The 17671-nt window shown below is 31.4% G+C and carries 14 protein-coding genes and 1 pseudogene; 5 read left to right on the forward strand and 10 right to left on the reverse strand.

Features of this window, described 5'->3' with window-relative positions; all coding sequences use genetic code 11:
- The first annotated feature begins 9 nt into the window (after positions 1 to 9).
- The 4 genes from ACFEL2_RS01370 (at position 10) to ACFEL2_RS01385 (ending at position 3007) form a co-directional block, all read left to right on the forward strand.
- Positions 10 to 525, forward strand: a complete 516-nt coding sequence (locus ACFEL2_RS01370; RefSeq protein ID WP_375332067.1) for a hypothetical protein — start codon at positions 10 to 12, stop codon at positions 523 to 525.
- Positions 509 to 976, forward strand: a complete 468-nt coding sequence (locus ACFEL2_RS01375; RefSeq protein WP_375332068.1) for a lysozyme — start codon at positions 509 to 511, stop codon at positions 974 to 976. The genes ACFEL2_RS01370 and ACFEL2_RS01375 overlap by 17 nt, the downstream gene beginning before the upstream one ends.
- A 50-nt stretch (positions 977 to 1026) precedes the next feature.
- Positions 1027 to 1551, forward strand: a complete 525-nt coding sequence (locus ACFEL2_RS01380) for a hypothetical protein (RefSeq protein ID WP_375332069.1) — start codon at positions 1027 to 1029, stop codon at positions 1549 to 1551.
- Between the two features lie 91 nt (positions 1552 to 1642).
- Positions 1643 to 3007 carry an MFS transporter gene (locus ACFEL2_RS01385; protein WP_375332070.1) on the forward strand — a complete coding sequence of 455 codons (1365 nt, stop codon included), beginning with the start codon at positions 1643 to 1645 and terminating at the stop codon, positions 3005 to 3007.
- Here ACFEL2_RS01385 and ACFEL2_RS01390 read toward each other — a convergent pair.
- The 4 genes from ACFEL2_RS01390 to ACFEL2_RS01405 form a co-directional block, all read right to left on the reverse strand.
- Positions 2947 to 3618, reverse strand: coding sequence for an HD domain-containing protein (locus tag ACFEL2_RS01390; RefSeq protein WP_375332071.1), 672 nt, complete (start codon positions 3616 to 3618; stop codon positions 2947 to 2949). The two genes, ACFEL2_RS01385 and ACFEL2_RS01390, sit on opposite strands and share 61 nt — an antisense overlap.
- Positions 3619 to 3688: 70 nt before the next feature.
- A complete protein-coding gene (locus tag ACFEL2_RS01395) occupies positions 3689 to 4288 on the reverse strand; it encodes a bifunctional (p)ppGpp synthetase/guanosine-3',5'-bis(diphosphate) 3'-pyrophosphohydrolase (RefSeq protein ID WP_375332072.1) in 600 nt (199 codons plus the stop codon).
- A gap of 433 nt (positions 4289 to 4721) precedes the next feature.
- On the reverse strand, positions 4722 to 4880 hold the full coding sequence (locus tag ACFEL2_RS01400) for a hypothetical protein (protein WP_375332073.1): 159 nt from the start codon (positions 4878 to 4880) through the stop codon (positions 4722 to 4724).
- A 39-nt stretch (positions 4881 to 4919) separates the two neighbouring features.
- The gene (locus ACFEL2_RS01405; protein ID WP_375332074.1) at positions 4920 to 5960 is read right to left on the reverse strand and encodes a sensor histidine kinase; all 1041 of its coding nucleotides are present in this window, start codon (positions 5958 to 5960) and stop codon (positions 4920 to 4922) included.
- A 499-nt stretch (positions 5961 to 6459) separates the two neighbouring features.
- Between ACFEL2_RS01405 and ACFEL2_RS01410 the strand changes: the two genes are divergently transcribed.
- Positions 6460 to 7272: a DNA adenine methylase gene (locus tag ACFEL2_RS01410; RefSeq protein ID WP_375332353.1), complete on the forward strand. Its 813-nt coding sequence runs from the start codon at positions 6460 to 6462 to the stop codon at positions 7270 to 7272.
- Between the two features lie 226 nt (positions 7273 to 7498).
- Here ACFEL2_RS01410 and ACFEL2_RS01415 read toward each other — a convergent pair whose 3' ends face one another.
- The 6 genes and pseudogenes from ACFEL2_RS01415 to ACFEL2_RS01440 all read right to left on the reverse strand — a co-directional run bounded on the left by ACFEL2_RS01415 (position 7499) and on the right by ACFEL2_RS01440 (position 17409).
- Positions 7499 to 8536 (reverse strand): IS630 family transposase, encoded by a 1038-nt coding sequence (locus ACFEL2_RS01415; protein ID WP_375332075.1) that lies wholly within the window; start codon positions 8534 to 8536, stop codon positions 7499 to 7501.
- 168 nt (positions 8537 to 8704) lie between these two features.
- Entirely contained in the window at positions 8705 to 9394 is a 690-nt protein-coding gene (locus tag ACFEL2_RS01420) for a PD-(D/E)XK nuclease family protein (RefSeq protein WP_375332354.1), read from the reverse strand.
- A pseudogene (locus ACFEL2_RS01425) lies at positions 9395 to 11872 on the reverse strand (UvrD-helicase domain-containing protein); the annotation flags it as partial.
- Between the two features lie 20 nt (positions 11873 to 11892).
- The gene (locus tag ACFEL2_RS01430; protein WP_341751331.1) at positions 11893 to 12432 is read right to left on the reverse strand and encodes a demethoxyubiquinone hydroxylase family protein; all 540 of its coding nucleotides are present in this window, start codon (positions 12430 to 12432) and stop codon (positions 11893 to 11895) included.
- Positions 12433 to 12723: 291 nt separating this feature from the next.
- Positions 12724 to 14997, reverse strand: a complete 2274-nt coding sequence (locus tag ACFEL2_RS01435) for a tetratricopeptide repeat protein (protein ID WP_375332076.1) — start codon at positions 14995 to 14997, stop codon at positions 12724 to 12726.
- A gap of 150 nt (positions 14998 to 15147) precedes the next feature.
- Positions 15148 to 17409 (reverse strand): tetratricopeptide repeat protein, encoded by a 2262-nt coding sequence (locus ACFEL2_RS01440; RefSeq protein WP_375332077.1) that lies wholly within the window; start codon positions 17407 to 17409, stop codon positions 15148 to 15150.
- Positions 17410 to 17671: the final 262 nt, after the last annotated feature.

Genomic DNA, 17671 nt, shown 5'->3' on the forward strand with positions numbered 1-17671 from the left:
GAGATTTATATGATAGCGATATTAAGTGCCTTTATAGGATTCTTCAGCAGTTTTATACCGGAGATTTTGCATTTTCTTAAGGATAAGAAAGACAAGGAACATGAGCTGAAATTAATCGGTCTGCAAATAAAAGCTTCAAATACTATCCATAATGCTAGGCTTGAGGAAATCCAAATTCAGGCTGATAATGATGAGAGTAAATATCTGTATCAATATGCTGGTATGCAAATAGCCAATAACAGCAATAATAATTGGGTGGATTTTTTATCTACCACTGTTAGACCAATGATTACTTATATATTTTTTCTGCTCTATATAGCATTAAAATTAGCTATCTTCATAAAATTTGGTGCATCAGACACCATATGGAGTAGTGAGGATCAAGGTATATTTTGTGCAGTTATTGGTTTTTGGTTTGGTCATCGAGCTTTTGGTAAATACCGAGTTAATGGTTATAGTAACAATAACGGTTACACCTATGTCAATGGTAGTGGTAATGGTAAAGTTAATGGATACAAATATTAAACTTGCTGCAAATGATAGCAATAGTAAAGCAGAATATATCATTAAAATCTTTGAAGGCTTGAAGCTACAACCATATTACTGCCCAGCTGGTTTAAAAACTATTGGCTGGGGGCATGTGATCAAAGAGTACGAACAACAACAAATGTCTGATGGCATATCGCGGGAACACGCTGATTACTTGCTAGAGCAGGATATAGAACAAGCTAAATGTGCCATTTATCGACATTGCCGTGTACCATTAAACTGCTCACAAGAGGGAGCTTTGATATCATTCATCTTCAACTGCGGAGCTGGTGCATTTCAAGCTTCCAGTTTACGACAAAAACTGCTACGAAGTGAATATTTATCAGCTGCCGATGAATTTCCTAAATGGGTTTATGCTAGAGGTATCAAGCTTAAAGGTTTAGTGAGAAGGAGATTGGCAGAGAGAGAAATGTTTTTGCAAAATTAGATTATGTGAAAATTTTATAAACAAACAACATCATATAACAGGATAAAAAAATGAAAGCCGCAAGGATAAAAATAGAGAAAAATCAAGATCAGTATCAAAACATTGTTAGCCAAAATGTTGTTAGTTTAAGCAAAAAGAAAAATAAACCTCAAGAAGTTGTGATAAATGATACTGTAAACCATACTTCCACTACCCCTGAGGTAATACCACAAACCGTGTCCCAAACTATGCCTCAAACTGTTGAGCAGGCAAGAAAACACTACGCTATTTCTAGCAATAATGTTGATAGCCAAAATATTATTGAAGCAAATGACGCAATAGCTGAAAAAGTAAAAGAGCTGAATCAGTTGGAAGAGATACAACAACAGCTACTCTGCAAGGAAGATAGCTTAAAGTTAGAAGTGATGAATTATATGCAATTCCATGTTTACCTAAAAAAAGGTGAGCATATTCTTGTATCGTGGAAGCAAGCTACTCGCAAAACCTTTGACCTACCAAAGTTCAAAGGTGATTACCCTGAACTATATAGTGAATATGTCAAAGAGATATCCTCTAGACTATTTAGGCTTTATTAAAATTCGGTGATATTGTTAACCAAAATGTATTTTCACTTTTAATATTATTTTGTTCTTGCTATCATTAATGCCCAAGCTGATGGTAAGGAAAATGATAGGGTATCCTCAAGAACAAAGAAGTTTAAACAAAGAACAAAAAGAAACTATAGGGTTACTGTCAATAGGAACTTTCCTTGAATATTTTGATTTGATGATATATGTACACATGGCGGTATTTATTAATGAAGTATTTTTTCCCAAAACTGATCCACACACTACGGCTTTGTATTATGCAGCTACTTTTTGCTCAACTTACTTACTTAGACCATTAGGGGCTTTAATATTTGGATGGGTAGGTGATAATATAGGGCGTAAGGCAACAGTTATCATCACAACTTTCATGATGGCATTTGCTTGCGTTGTTATGGCTAATCTGCCTACTTACGAACAAATAGGAATCTTAGCGGCTTGGTTAGTAACCATCTGCCGGGGTATTCAAGGTATATCTTCTCTAGGTGAAATAGTAGGGACAGAACTTTATTTAACTGAAACGCTTCACCCACCAATACAATATGCAAGTGTTGGATTTATAGGGGCTTGTGCTACCTTAGGAAAGTTAGGGGCGTTAACAATTGCTTCACTTGTTGCCTGTAATATTTTTAACTGGCGTGTAGCATTTGGGATAGGTGCAGCAGTTGCCCTGATTGGTTTTGTTGCAAGAAGCAAACTTAGAGAAGCCCCAGACTTTGCTGATGCCAAACGTCGAATTAAAAAAGTTTTTGACAAAACTAATACCGATATAAATATTTTATATGACCGTCCTACTTGGCGGGAAAAAGTGAATAAAAAAACCGTACTAGCTTTCTTTTTATTACAATGTCCTTTACCGGTATGTATTTATTTTATTTATATATATTGTGGTAATATTTTACAAACTAGTTTTGGTTACACACTGCCTGAAGTTATTCACCATAATTTTCTTGTCTGTATAATGGAGCTGTTAACCACATTAATATTATGTTATTTAAGTTTAAAAGTATATCCATTATTAATCATAAAAATTACACTGCTAATATTTTCTATTTTCATGATATTTTGTCCGTATTTATTGAATAATCTTAATTCTCCTGATCAGTTATTTTTGATTCAATTCATTATAATCTTATGGAAGAAATGCCTCGACCCTGCTACTCCCATTTGTTTAAAAAGCTTTCCCATATTTAAACGTTTTACTTGTGCCAGCATAACATTTGCTGTATCTCGTGCTTTAATGTATGTTATCAGTGCTTTTGGTTTTGTCTACCTGATTGAGTGTTTTGGCAATTGGGGAATATGGTTTATTATGATTCCTACAATGATCGGTTTTGCTTACGGACTATCTCATTTTGAAAATCTAGCAAAACCAGCTAAAATCATCTACCCAAGAAATGCGTACTCTAAAGCAGATGGGTTAGGGGTAATAGGTAAATTTTTGTAACATAGATTTATCAATTGTTGTTCGGCTGTTGGTATTTCTAAGTAAAAACAAATATCTATAAAATATCCTATAGTTTCCTTAACTATCTTCAGTGCCTTTTCAGGTGATTTAGCTCCTAGAGTTTGTAAGTTGTGAATGCGATCAAAAATTTTAATCAATGCTACATCATATTTTTCCTGTTGAACTAATAAATCTAAAATCTCTTTGGAGCTAATTTTGCCATAAGGCTTGACCTTTGTTAGAGCTTCCACTTGGCTAGCAACTAAACTCCCAAAAATTCGAGCAATCATCTCTTCAGTAAGGGCTGTACCTTCAATAGTATCATGCAGTAAACTGGTAACTATCATGTCAGTTTTAAATAATTGGTGAACTTCCTCTGCTGTGTATTCAGCAAACATATAAGCTACTTCAATCGGGTGTGAGTAATATGGTTCACCCGATTGCCGCATTTGACTACCATGATATTTCTTAGCATAATAGATAGCTTTGATAATTTCTCTGATATCTACTGGGTTAGTTACTTTTTCATTTAGTGAAATCAATTTACTAAGTAACTTAGCAGAATATTCACAAGATTTAAACTTGATCTGCCAATTGTCAATATCTTCCATGAAATGCCTCCCCATTATTTTGATTGTACATTAAATTAAACTAATATTGCCAATAATTTTATTATATTTTTTAAGAATTATTTTGGAATTTACGCCAAAGAGTTTCAATTGCCTGCTCATAGGCAACGAGTTCTGATATAGTCCAATTAAACTGGTTAAAAATATCATAGGCTTTATTTATTTCAGTATTAATAGCAACTGTATTAACTCTCTCCTCATAAAATAACTTTCTTAATTTTTCTTCCTGCGTTTTTTTATATTCCTCATGGTTGGCAATGCCAAATTCGGCTATATCATGCATCCTTCTAGTCCGTATTTGTATTTCTATGTTACGATCATAAATATCAGCTATAAGTACGAGATGCAAAGAACGGTAACCATTATCCTTAGGATTAGCAATATAGTCTTTTGTCTTTTCCATATTAACAGGATAGATATTGTAAAGAGTAGTCAATACTTCATAACAGTCATATTGTTTATCAACTATAATTCTAAAACCAATTAGGTCAGTTAATTCTTTCACCTCTATATTCTTCCTTAACATCTTTTTTAAAGCAGAATAAGGGTCTTTTAATCTGTACTGTATTTCAACTTTTATACCATTTCTACGCAGGTTAGCACTAATATTAGCTATAATGTTACGTAAATCGTTAGTAGTGGTATCTTGCATAATTAATATTATACTCTATACTCAGAACTTTAATGTTAACAATTAACAACTAGTCTGTCAATTATCAGTAATTAGTTAATAAATTAATAGAAAATGGTCATAAAAGACTCATAAAACTATCATTCTGCCATTCCATTAGATAATTTGGAGAACAGATATACTTTAAATATAAAACCATATTATACTAATGATAAAAATACTTGCAATAGTTTGTTATATTTATTTCCAAAAAATATTTGTGGTTGATTTTTAACATCGTTAGTCATAAAATTAATTCCTGTTTTTTGTTTTGCGAAAAATAGACACTGAGGTTAGATTGTAATTTGATAGATTGTCTTCTAACCTCAGTGCTTGATGCCACCCCACGTGGCATCCTATTTCCATATCCTATCATTGTTCCCAATATTGTAGTTGCTCTTCCCCTAATATAGTGTTAAACCACCGACAAACTACCAGTCAGTTTTTTGTCGTGGATATCTAGAGCCTTAATTAACCATTCTATTGCTACATCAGTAACCATTACTCCTCCCAAATCTATTATTATCTTGCTGACAACTTTATTAGCCTTTAGAATTCTTATTAATTTTAACAAGTTCAGTCATAATATTATCTCCAAATTTATTAGATATTTTTAATGGTTATTGGTCATATTGTTGTCATTATTAAGCTCTTCAGTTGAATGTAATGTTACCGGCACTTGCAAAGTAAAAGTTGTACCTTTATCTTGCTGGCTGCTAAGTTTAATTTTACCATTCAGATCACCAATAAATTGTTTGACTAGACTTAAACCTAGACCTAATTCTAAAGTTGATTCTAAGTTTGAATCCGTCGCCAATTCCTCGCCACTAGCTTTGCTAGTCGAGTTACTAAAGGCAGAACTATCAAGACCATTTAATTGCCGATAGATATATTGTTGCTGTTCTTCAGACATACCAATACCTGTATCATGAACAATGAATTGTAAAGTATCTTTGCTCTCTGTAGCTGCTTCTCCACCTCCACAATCTTTATCAATTTGTGATAGTATAGTGCTTGCTGGAAAAAAATGGGTAGTTACGACAACTCTGCCTTGTTCAGTGAAATTAATGGCATTAGTAATTAATTGGGTTAATATCGCCTCAAGTCGGTAACTATCAGCAATGAGGATATTTGGGATATCACTGTAGAAATTATTTACAACCCTTATACCTTTACATTTAGAGGTTAGTCCTAATTTAGTAATAACTCTGTCTACTAATTTCCTAGGGTTGGATTTATTAGGCATCATCGGTATTAAAGCTACTTCTGTGGTAGCAATTAAGTTTGAATGATATTTAACAAACTCTAGCATAGTTTCACAGTACTCCATTTGCACTCTAGTACAAGTGATAATATCAATTATAGAATGTTCTTTAACGTCATCTTTTTTTGGCTCAAGGAGTGTTATAGCCTTGTCCCAAACGGTAATACCGAAAGTTTTTACATTAAGAAATATATTTATTATGAAGTTGTGGTAGATGAAATTAGTTACTTGTAGATTTTTCTCGACTTGTTGTAGCTTAACAATAATGTCACGACTAATATTATTTGTTTCATCGTTAGTTCCAAGGATTTTGTCACTGGTAACATTTTTTTTGATATTTTTTTTACAGGTAGATTGGTTTTCTTGTTGATTTTTAATATCCCTCGTCATAAAATGAACTCCTATTTTACTGTGGTGAAGTAGACACTGAGGTTAGAGAAAATTTTGTGATAAGTATCTAACCTTAGTGCTTGACATTTACATTATTGTAACGTCGCCTTAACAAATACTATCATTTTTCCGCAGAGTAAAGGGGAATTTTCACGATTAGTAATTTTTTTTCAAAATTTTTTTGAATAGTGTCAATCTAGTAACATTAGCTAAAATTGTCATTATGGTTGCTGGCTAAAGAGCTGATAAGTAAGCCATAATTTAGTTGGTTTCTGATATATACTCTTCTTTTTTCAAGAATTGACTTGGCAAAATTGCAGACTATTTGCTTAGTCTTAACATGTTGTTTTACTTTCCAATTATTCAATTTATTTAATTATACTGACAAATTCTTGTGGTAGTTTTGTGGTATTTATGATACAATGGACGACTTATTTATTAGACGATCTATTTAGTTCAATTGTTAAGATTATTTCATAGCTAAGCAATCCCAATTATAATTATGCCTAATACCACGACTAAGCCCAAACCATTTATCTATTGGGTTGGCGGCAAGAGGAAAATTGTCGATCAGTTAATAGACCGCCTTCCTACTTCTATCTCGTTAAATAATTATTATGAGCCTTTTCTTGGCGGTGGGGCGTTGTTCTTTAAAATCAAAGATAGATTCAAACAATGTTTTCTATCTGACATTAATTTAGAATTAATTACCAGCTATAATATGGTAAAAAAGAATCCAATAGCAGTAAATGATTTATTGTCCAAACACAAAGAACAGCATTCAAAAGAATATTATTACCGTGTACTAAACAATGATAACAGCAATGACCCTACTAACATCACTGCTCGATTTCTTTATTTAAATAAATATTGTTTCAATGGTATTTATTGTATCAACAAAAAGGGCAAGCTTGGCTTGCACTTTTCTACTCACAACTATGGTATCTCTCATTTTAAAAAAAGACTAAAACAATGCAGTAGCTTTCTAAGTGATACCGTAATTTACGTCACTGATTTCTCATTTATCGAACCTAAGGAAAATGATTTTGTCTATTTTGACCCGCCTTATCATAAGGCTGGAGAGAAATTTTATACTCGGTTACCCTTTAATGAACAGGAACAAGTCAGGCTAAGAGATTTTGCCAAGGAACTCACTAGCAAAGGGGTAAAACTAATGATTTCCAATAGTAATACTGATTTTATTAGAGAAATATACCAAAACTTTACAATAAATACTATTGACGCCAAATATGCCCTAACCGGACAGAAGAAAATAACTAGAGAACTTGTAATTACTAATTATGTGAGGTAATTGCTGTGCTAATTACTAAAATATACTCAGCATAACCATTATGTTTGGTTATATTTAAGCTCTCTTATCTGTGCTGAATTCCTTTAGCTTTTGTTGCCGTGCTTCCTTTCCATTTTGTTATATTTCAAATATATTATTCAACTCTAACTTGATCTATCGCTATAGAATCATATATTTTTGTTGATCTTATACTTTTATAGCCTAAGGCCCTCCTTATTATACTCAATTAACCTGAAGAGTTGGCAAAATGATTAAAAGTTATAGTCTGAAATTGGTCAGTTATAAGAGTAAGCAAATTACCTTTGTATTTATCAATATTAGCAAAAAATCTATCTATAGCTTCTGAGAATTGAGCAAAATTATGGTAAAATTTATTATTTGTTACAATTCTATGCATAAATTTCCATAATCGTTCAATCGGATTAAGATTAGGGCTATAGGGAGGTGAAAATACTAATTCTATTTTGCTATTTACTAGATACTCCTTTACTTTCTTTGACTTATGATACCCAGCATTATCACAAATCAAATATATCTTCTCTTTATTAGGATTTTCTGCTTCTAATTTTTGTAGAAAATTGATTATATAATCACCGTTTACTTTAGGATTATCTGTGCTAACTAATTGCAAATCAGATAAATTAATTGCTCCTATTAAATGCTTCCTTTTCCAGCCACTAAATGTTGGTAAAGTTTTATTTTGATTCTTTCTGATCCAACCATAACGGGCTTTTGTTTGATACTGAGGATGAACGCTATCCATAAAATATATAGCTTCTTTAGCCTTGAGATTACCTTTTAACAAACTATATTCTAGCTTAAATAGTTCTTGCTTATCTATATCAAGCTTGCCGGGTACGATCTTTGGCTTCTTATATACAAAGCCTAATCTGATTAATAGTTTTGTTACTCCTGCTATTGTATAGGTAACACCGTATTTTTCTTCTATGTAATTGCTGATATCTTTGGCATAAACATAATTACATATTTCTAAATGCTCTATTAACTCTTTCTCTTCTAGCTCACTTAGCTTACTTGCACTAACACCGGTAGCTGTCTCTAATTTATTAAATTTTTGATAATCTCTTACATGCTTTCTTATAGCTTCTTCACTTAACAGCAATGCTTCTGCTATTTCTCCATAGCTCCAACCTTTATCATACAGCAAAACTGCCTTAATTCGGTCACATACTCTCCTATCTCGTTCATTACCATGACTTGACTTCAGTACCGTTCTTTGTTCAGATGTTAAAATATTTCCCATTATCATATTCTAGCTTCTTTCTTCTCTTCCTTCAACTCTTCATTTACGAGCAGTATACTCAGCCAATTCTGCAATACGAAAGACTGGTATTCGAAGATTTTAAGATAATTTGCGGAACTAAATCTCTCACTAATTTTGTCATATTACCTGTGTATTATTGGTTAAAGGTTAACCAATCGTCATAAAATTGGCATTTTCTAGCCATAAAATTTTGCAAATAATTTCATTGTTAGGATATAGTTTTGCTACTATATGTCGGTAAAAATTCAACTGATCAATATAAGATTCCTTAACTAATTGACAGGTTTTAGGTGGACTAGCATCGGATTTATAATCAATAATGGTTATTTTCCCTGTATCAATGGCAAGTAAATCAATTCTTCCTATCTTAACCTCATCATTTAGAGTTGTCCCTATCGTCACTTCAGTTTTTAGCTCTTGGGAAATAAGTGCCATAAATTCTATATTATTCAGTAATTTATCAATATTGCTATGAATCTTTTCTTGCAGAGTTGTTGGTAACTTGTGAATAAACGGATGTTTATTCATCATAGAAAAATCATTGATCTTTGTGGCATCTTCTAGAATTTTATGAAATATCTTACCATATTCCAAATGATCATTAACTATAAGAGGAGAATTGACTGAATAATTTTGCTTTGTATTTTTGGTGATTTTATTAATTAAAAAAAGGTTTGGTATCCAATCTTCAATGTCATCCTGCTTTGGTGCGGGATCTAGAATATCTAAAGCACCTTTTTGGTCTATTTCTTTAGATTCCTGCCCATTTCCACTTCCTTCAATAACTGATTCATAAACTATAATACCATTTTCCTGTACCTTCCCGTGCATATTCATTGTTCTGGCAACCAACTCATACCAACAATTTTGTGGTAGCTTACTACTTGACTGATAACCACATATCACTAAATGGTCTTCGGCTCTAGTCATTGCAACATAAAGTAGTCTAATATATTCTTGTAAGTCTTTTTGTTGCTCCTTTTCTTTGAGAACTTTAAAGAATTCTGGGCTATTGGCTGATTGAGTGGTAGAGAACACTTGATTTTCGTCCCAAATGAATTTATTACTATTAGTTGGTACTGAACTAGTATCGCACAGAATAACAATAGGTGCTTGCAGACCTTTAGAAGCATGCACGGTCATAATTTTTATCTTACTTGACGATTCTAAATTTCTTTTAATCTCAATTTTGTTATTTTCAAACCAATAAACAAAGCTTTGCAATGAGCTATCTATATTATTAGCATAATTGCTACTCAAATATATCAATTCATTTATTACATCATTGCTATCAAATCCATTAGCTTCAACTAAAACCTTTCTAACATCCAAACAATCGACAATAAGTGAAAAAAAATTCTCACAATTTGTAACCTTGTATAGCTGCAAGAAATGACACAGTTTCTTATATATACTTGCATAGTTTGAGACAGTTTGCAGGTAACCCCAAATAGAATTCTTACCTCGAGAAATTGCAATAGTTTGTAGCGCCTGTTCACTCATACCAATTATTGGTGATTTTAACAGACTAGCCAAATTCAAATCATCTTGAGGTAGTAGTACAAATTTCGCTATGCTCATTAAGTCTAATACTGACAAATTTTTATTTAAAGTGATCCGATCAACATCTTCTACTGGCAAACCATGTTGCTTAAGACAGTTAATAATCTCAAAAATCAACTCATCTCTCTTGCGTACCAAAATCATAAAATCTGATTCTTTGACTGCGGAATTAGTAGCAGGCAGGATTCTTCTACTTGCTATTTGGCTTTTTATAAAACTAGCAATTTGTTGTGCAAGTAATTGCTGAGCAGATTTGGATTTATTATGTTCTTCCAGTAAAGGCCAAAACAACTTACTCTCTTTTTCATCCTTAACTAATGGCCAAAGTTCAACTCTACCTTTATGAGTTTGACGAAATGGCAAAATTTTAGGATTATCAGATGTAAATAATTGTGGAGTAGTATGTTTAATTTGTTGAAAAATTAGATAGACAATATCAATAATTTCTTTAGTAGATCTATAAGACCACTGGAGGGTAATATTTCTGAAATTTTTATTTGCATCAGATAGGTTTTTATACAAATTTTCATTAACATAACTAAAAGAGCTAATATCTGCTCCTTGGAAGCTAAAAATCGACTGTTTCTCATCGCCTACGACAAAAATAGTACTTTTTTGCTTAGTGCTAGAAGTAAAGTCTGCTATAATTGCAGTGATAATGTCCCATTGTTCCGGGCTAGTATCTTGTGCTTCGTCAACAAGCAAGTGGTCAATCCCGCCATTAAGTTTATAAGCTATCCAATTTTTTGCAGCATTATCCGTTAATAATAACTGCGTAAGATAAATTAAATCATCATAATCAAGCAAACTATGCTGGGTTTTGTAGGAATCATATTTATCAAGAAAAATCTTTGCCAAGTTACGTAATGAATTTGAGTAATTCTCCATATCTTGCATTTTAGCTTGTTGATCTAGCTGAAAAATTTTCTCTTGAATATATTCAAGTTCATTCAATAACTTTGGGTACTTCATTGCCATAGATTTAGGCAATATATTCTTACGCTTAAGGTTTTCTTTAGTAAGAAAAAATTGTTGAATTTCTTGATCTAGGTCAATAGCTATTGAGTATTTTGCCAATAATTGCCTAGCTTGGTCATAAATACTTGATAATTGTGCAAAAATAGTTTGAGCATCGTACTCTACAAAATCCATTTGTTTGGCAAATAATTTCTTAAACTTAATTTTTTGCTGGATTATTTCAGAGAAAATATCATTGATAGTTGTTTCATGGAAACTTGTCAGAAAAAAACTAATCAGCTCATTATAAGTCGGATCTAAATAGATTTGGTTTCTTATTTTGCTAACAACCCCTTGTGCTGTAATCTCGTCAAGAACCTGAAATTTTGGATTAATGCCAACTTCAAAAGGAAATAATTTAAGCATCTTCTGACAGAAAGCATGGATAGTGTAAATATTAATACCATCTTCAGAGTTTAGTAGTCTGTTATATAAAGTTTTGGTATATTGCACCTCACTTTCTAAAGGCTCTCTAGTAAGTAATAAACCTAACTCTTCAGTTAATTTAGTGGTTTCGTTTGCAGCAAATTGAGCAAGTTTATTTTTAATCCTACTCTGCATTTCAAGGGTGGCTGCATTAGTAAAAGTTAAGCATAGGATCTTTTCAAATGGAACTCCCTTAATTAGTAACCGTAGCACCCTATCTGTTAAAATTTTGGTTTTGCCTGTACCAGCTGAAGCAGAAACCCAAACAGAATATTCTGGGTCAGATGCTTGTTGTTGTAATTCATTCATTTTATTTCTATTTGAGTAACTTAAACTTTTTTACTCACATTAATAGCCATATTACACATTAATTTAATAACTTTATTAATTAAGGAAGCAAATACTACCTTACTACTACCTTGTACTAGAGCTATATCTTTATGTTCAATTTCCTCAGCCTGAAATTGTTTTATGCTATTTACTAATTCTTTCTCTAAATTATACAATTCGAGATAATCTATTTGTTTCTGATAATGTTGTTCAATCACTTCTTCTACACTTTGCGTTAGTAGCATGGCAGTTTCTGTTCCTATCAATATCGATCCACTACCAAGTACATAGCCAATAATATGCCAAAATGGTATCAAAATAGTTGGTCTAACATTATGTTGTAATAACAAGTTAGTAAAGTAGCTCAAATGTACTTCTTCTTGCTGCATCATATGTTTTATTGTAGAGGAATCTTCGTGGTTTTTGCAATAATTTAATTGCCCTTGATAAATTCGTTTAGCCCCATATTCTCCAGCATGATTTACTCTAATCATTTCTTTTATGATATTGTCTGAATTGGTGAAATCGGGTCTTGCCATATGCTGCCTTAGTATCTAAATAACGGATAATTTATTGCATTACGCGAATTCGGGTATTTTCTATCGGCATAAATCAACTAATCCATAAGGTTTATGCCCATATTATAGCATTTTCTTATGGATTCTCTATATTTTTTTACTTGATAAACATAGTGGATATTATATCTCTAGACTTTTGACGGAGCGACTATAAAAACAAGAAATGAGGATAAGGTTAGACGGTTTATTGAAGCAATATGGTACATAACATGTTCAGGATGCCAATGGCGGTTGTTGCTTTGTCAATACAACCTAGTTTTCTTTTACCCATATATCCATATCATATTGTTTACAATACTCAAACATAGATACAGTATTAGGGTGTTTTATCCCAAATTCCTTTACTTGCGGTTTACCAAAAAACTTATAACTAAATAAGTTTTTTGCTTTACATGCAGCTTTAGCTCCTTGAGTATATAAGTAACTAACTTGAGCTACATTCTTACGATTATCTCTATACAAATAATAATATATGCTATAAGCTTTATTATAGGATTTTATAGCTTCTTCTATATTATCTTGGGCAAATAGAATATCACCTTGCACTACATAACTAGCCGCTAAGTTGAGGTTTTCCGAATAATCTGCTCCTTTGTGATTCCTATGCTCATTGGCTAGGAATATGGAGATAGCCTGGTTAACATGTTCTGAGGCTTGGTCTAGATTTCCCAATCCTAACGCACTTCTTGCCATTTGACTATAAATACGACCAAATATTTCATGTTCCTCTTTTTTAGAAGATTTATACAAATTATATAATTGTTCAAGTTGAACATATGATTCTTGGCATTCTTTAAGATAATTCAATATTTCTGCTTTACGAAGGTAAGGATTTATAAGAGATATATCATTGGGACTTTTTCCATTTTTTATGGATATTTCTATAGCTTTATTAGTTTGCTCTAATGATTCACTATACTTACCTTGTATAAATAATAAGCTTGCCCTAGCGCTATATATGTAAGATATATCACTTTTGTCCATTAAACCTTCATTAAGCATTTGCTCCATAACTTGAATGTTTTCTTCTGCTTCTTGCCCCTGTCCTAATATAATATTATATGTTGCTAAACTAAAAAATACAGTCCATTTGAAAGATTCATAACCTTTAACATTATCTAATATTCCCTTCGCTCTTGTATAATAATTTATTGCCACCCTATTATTAGAACAAATTCTATGATACCAACCTATAACCTGTATATAACGTGCATATGCATATTTTTCATCATTATTCATCAACCATAATTTAAACTTGCCAGTACCATTTTGATCATTTCTATTGAACCAATTAACTAACTTTTCTGCATTAGGATAATCGAAACAATTAATAGTTCGTACCATTAGTTGCATATTCAGTTGCATAATTTTATATATATTAGTATTATATTTCTCAGCATTTCTACTAAGTATCTCAAAATTTTCATGCATAGTTTTCGTTTCCCTAAAAAGCTGGGCTTTTAGCAAACTCTTTGGCACACATCCAACTAATTTAGTAATAATATCCTCTAAATAAGCTTTATTATTCTTATCACCATTAATCTCAGCTATTTTCTGAGCTATAACATCATGCATTTCAAAGACAGGGTTAGTATCATTGGGATCAATGTTAGATATTAAGGAAAATTTAGAGAGTTGGTAAATATCATCATTCAAGGTACTTTTATCGTCAGTAATATAACTTAGTAGTTCTTTCGAGAAACTTTGATTATTTATTAGGGCTATTTTATTTAGTAAATTTTTAGCACTTGGTTTTAATTGTTCGATAGCTAATGTAATATTTAATTTAATTCTGTCTGTTGATTGGTGAATTTTCTTCCTATATCCTTCTCTATCTAAACCCTGTACATTATTTAATAATTGTACACCTTGTACTATCAGGATAGGATAACCAGCAAATTCCTCGCTCAAGAATTCTGCTGATTTTGGGTCACTATGTTCTAAAATATTGTTAGCAAGAGTACGGACGTCACCTTTTTCAAATGCAGTCATTTTAACTATGTTTGGTAATATTTCACTATCTTGGGAGCAAAATATAACATGCCCATTATGTTCCCAATCAACAAATTCTTGAATTTTTTTATTTTCACTTACCTTTAGATTATCAAATATCAGCAACCATTTATCTTGACTGGATAAATAGTTCCTTACTTCTTTTCGTACTAATTTAATATCTTCTGATATTAAATTAGATTTAGAAGTAGCATTAATAGCTTTTGCTAGCTTTAGCAATTCTTGATTAATATCTAAATTACAGTCAATAAACCAAATAAGTTTATAATTATTTTGATTTTCATAAGAATACATTCTAGCAAGTTGTGTTTTTCCCATACCACTAGTACCTATAATACTTGCTTGTCGATATTTAATTAAATTATTTTTGAGCAAATTTAGTTGTTTAACATGATTAACAAAATAAGTAACTGGTGCAACAAAATTAGATATCCGGTTAGATGCTTGATCTTGGGCAAATGAATTAAGAGGTATTATTAATAATGTTATTAACAATATAAAATATTTATTCATTTTCTTTGCTAGTTAATGGTTTCAGAAAAGTTATATTATTATCTTATCTTTGGTTTGTTCATTCATATTCCTTCTTATCTCAATTTATTTAACTATATTACTTAACTATTGTCAACTATTGATTTTATAGCAAGTATCAGAACCCTAAATCTATTTTTCTTTAGCCCATAAATCCATATCATATTGTTTACAATACTCAAACATAGATACAGTATTAGGGTGTTTTATCCCAAATTCCTTTACTTGCGGTTTACCAAAAAACTTATAACTAAATAAGTTTTTTGCTTTACATGCAGCTTTAGCTCCTTGAGTATATAAGTAACTAACTTGAGCTACATTCTTACGATTATCTCTATACAAATAATAATATATGCTATAAGCTTTATTATAGGATTTTATAGCTTCTTCTATATTATCTTGGGCAAATAGAATATCACCTTGCACTACATAGCTCGCTGCTAGATCTGTATCTTCTGAATAATCTGTATTTTTAGGGTTTCTAAGTTCATTGGTTAAGAATATGGAAATAGCATTATTAACATGCTCTGAGGCTTGGTCTAGCTTCCCCAGTCCTAACTCACTTCTTGCCATTTCGACAAAAGTGCAACCAAATACTTCATCATCTTCTTTCTTAAAGGATTTACACATGTCATATACTTGCTTGGCTATGGCATACGCTTCCTGGTGCTTTTTAAGATAATTTAATACTTCTACTTTAATATTATAGGAATTTATAAGCCATGGGTCATCAGGACTTGTCCCATTTTTAATGGCTATTTCTATGCTTTTATTAACTTGTTCTAATGATTCAGTATATTTCCCTTGTATGAAGAATAGAAGCGCTTTAGCATCATGTATATAAAATATGTCACTTTCATCCATTAAACCTTTATTAACAATTTGTTCTATAATTTTAATGTTTTCTTCTGCTTCTTGAACCTGCCCTAATGCAATATTCGATGTTGCTAAGGTAAACAGTACAACCCATTTAAAAGATTCATAACCTTGTACATTATCTAGTATTTCTTTCGTTCTTATACAATAATTTATTGCTGTTCTATGATTAGAACAAATTCTATAATACACGCCTATTGCTCGTAGGTAACTTGCATATGTATATTTCTCATCATTATTCATTAACCATAATTTAAACTTACCATCCCCCTGTTGATCATTTTTATTAAACCAATTAATGAGTCTTTCCGTATTATGGTAATCGTAAGAGATAAGATATGCTGATATTAGTTGTCTGTTCAGTTGCATAATTTTATATATATTAGCATTATATTTCTCAGCATTTCTACTAAGTATCTCAAAATTTTCATGCATAGTTTTCGCTTTCCTAAAAAGCTGGGCTTTTATCAAACTCTTTGGCACACATCCAACTAATTTAGTAATAATATCCTCTAAATAAGCTTTATTATCCTCACCACAATTAATCTCGGCTATTTTTTCAGCAATGACATCATGCATTTCAAAGACAGGGTTAGTATCATTGGGATCAATGTTAGATATTAAGGAAAATTTAGAGAGTTGGTAAATATCATCATCCAAGGTACTTTTATCGTCAGTAATATAACTTAGTAGTTCTTTCGAGAAACTTTGATTATTTATTAAGGCTATTTTATTTAGTAAATTTTTAGCACTTGGCTTTAATTCATTGATAGCTAATACAATATTCAATTTAATTTTATCTGTTGATACTTGGATTTCTTTCTTATATTTCTCTCTATCTAAATCTTGTGCATTATTTAACAATTGTGTGCCTTGTACTATCATGATTGGGTAACCAGCAAATTCTTCGTGCAAAAATTCTGCTAATAGAGGATTACTATTTTCTAGAATATTATTAGCAAGAGTAATAACATCAGTTTTCCTAAAAACAGTCATTTTGATTATATTAGGTAATATTTCACTATCTTGGGAGCAAAATATAATATGCCCGTTATGTTCCCAATCAACGAATTCTTGAACTTTTTTATTTCCACCTACCTTTAGATTGTCAAATATCAGCAACCATTTTTCTTGATTCGATAAATAGTCCATTACTTCTTTTCGTATTAATTTTATATCTTCTGATATTAAATTAGATTTAGAAGTAGCATTAATAGCTTTTGCTAGCTTTAGCAATTCTTGATTAATATCTAAATTACAGTCAATAAACCAAATAAGTTTATAATTATTTTGATTTTCATAAGAATACATTCTAGCAAGTTGTGTTTTTCCCATACCACTAGTACCTATAATACTTGCTTGTCGATATTTAATTAAATTATTCTTGAGTAAATTTAGTTGTTTGACATGATTAACAAAGCAAGTAACTGGTGTAACAAAATTAGATATTTGATCTTGGGCGAATGAATTAAGAGGCATTATTAATAGTGTTATTAATAATATAAAATATTTATTCATTTTCTTTGCTAGTTAATGGTTTCAGAAAAGTTATATTATTATCTTATCTTTGGTTTGTTCATTCATATTCCTTCTTATCTCAATTTATTTAACTATATTACTTAACTATTGTCAACTATTGATTTTATAGCAAGTATACTCGGTGAACTTCAAGAATTGGCGTTCCCGCGACTAAAGATCGAAGCTGCCTAGTTACTCATGTACGCTACGCCGCTCGACTTTGCTACTGCCTAGCTCTTCTTGAAGTTATACTATCGTCTAC

Origin of the sequence: Candidatus Tisiphia endosymbiont of Temnostethus pusillus (assembly GCF_964264675.1) — a bacterium.
Taxonomy (GTDB): Bacteria; Pseudomonadota; Alphaproteobacteria; order Rickettsiales; family Rickettsiaceae; genus Tisiphia.

Coding starts and splice junctions, on each gene's coding strand:
- ACFEL2_RS01415 (WP_375332075.1), bottom strand. CDS start 8,536: ATGGGAAATATTTTAACATCTGAACAAAGAACGGTACTGAAGTCAAGT.
- ACFEL2_RS01395 (WP_375332072.1), bottom strand. CDS start 4,288: ATGCAAGATACCACTACTAACGATTTACGTAACATTATAGCTAATATT.
- ACFEL2_RS01435 (WP_375332076.1), bottom strand. CDS start 14,997: ATGAATAAATATTTTATATTGTTAATAACATTATTAATAATACCTCTT.
- ACFEL2_RS01375 (WP_375332068.1), top strand. CDS start 509: ATGGATACAAATATTAAACTTGCTGCAAATGATAGCAATAGTAAAGCA.
- ACFEL2_RS01405 (WP_375332074.1), bottom strand. CDS start 5,960: ATGACGAGGGATATTAAAAATCAACAAGAAAACCAATCTACCTGTAAA.
- ACFEL2_RS01380 (WP_375332069.1), top strand. CDS start 1,027: ATGAAAGCCGCAAGGATAAAAATAGAGAAAAATCAAGATCAGTATCAA.
- ACFEL2_RS01430 (WP_341751331.1), bottom strand. CDS start 12,432: ATGGCAAGACCCGATTTCACCAATTCAGACAATATCATAAAAGAAATG.
- ACFEL2_RS01385 (WP_375332070.1), top strand. CDS start 1,643: ATGATAGGGTATCCTCAAGAACAAAGAAGTTTAAACAAAGAACAAAAA.
- ACFEL2_RS01420 (WP_375332354.1), bottom strand. CDS start 9,394: ATGAATATGCACGGGAAGGTACAGGAAAATGGTATTATAGTTTATGAA.
- ACFEL2_RS01390 (WP_375332071.1), bottom strand. CDS start 3,618: ATGGAAGATATTGACAATTGGCAGATCAAGTTTAAATCTTGTGAATAT.
- ACFEL2_RS01440 (WP_375332077.1), bottom strand. CDS start 17,409: ATGAATAAATATTTTATATTATTAATAACACTATTAATAATGCCTCTT.
- ACFEL2_RS01370 (WP_375332067.1), top strand. CDS start 10: ATGATAGCGATATTAAGTGCCTTTATAGGATTCTTCAGCAGTTTTATA.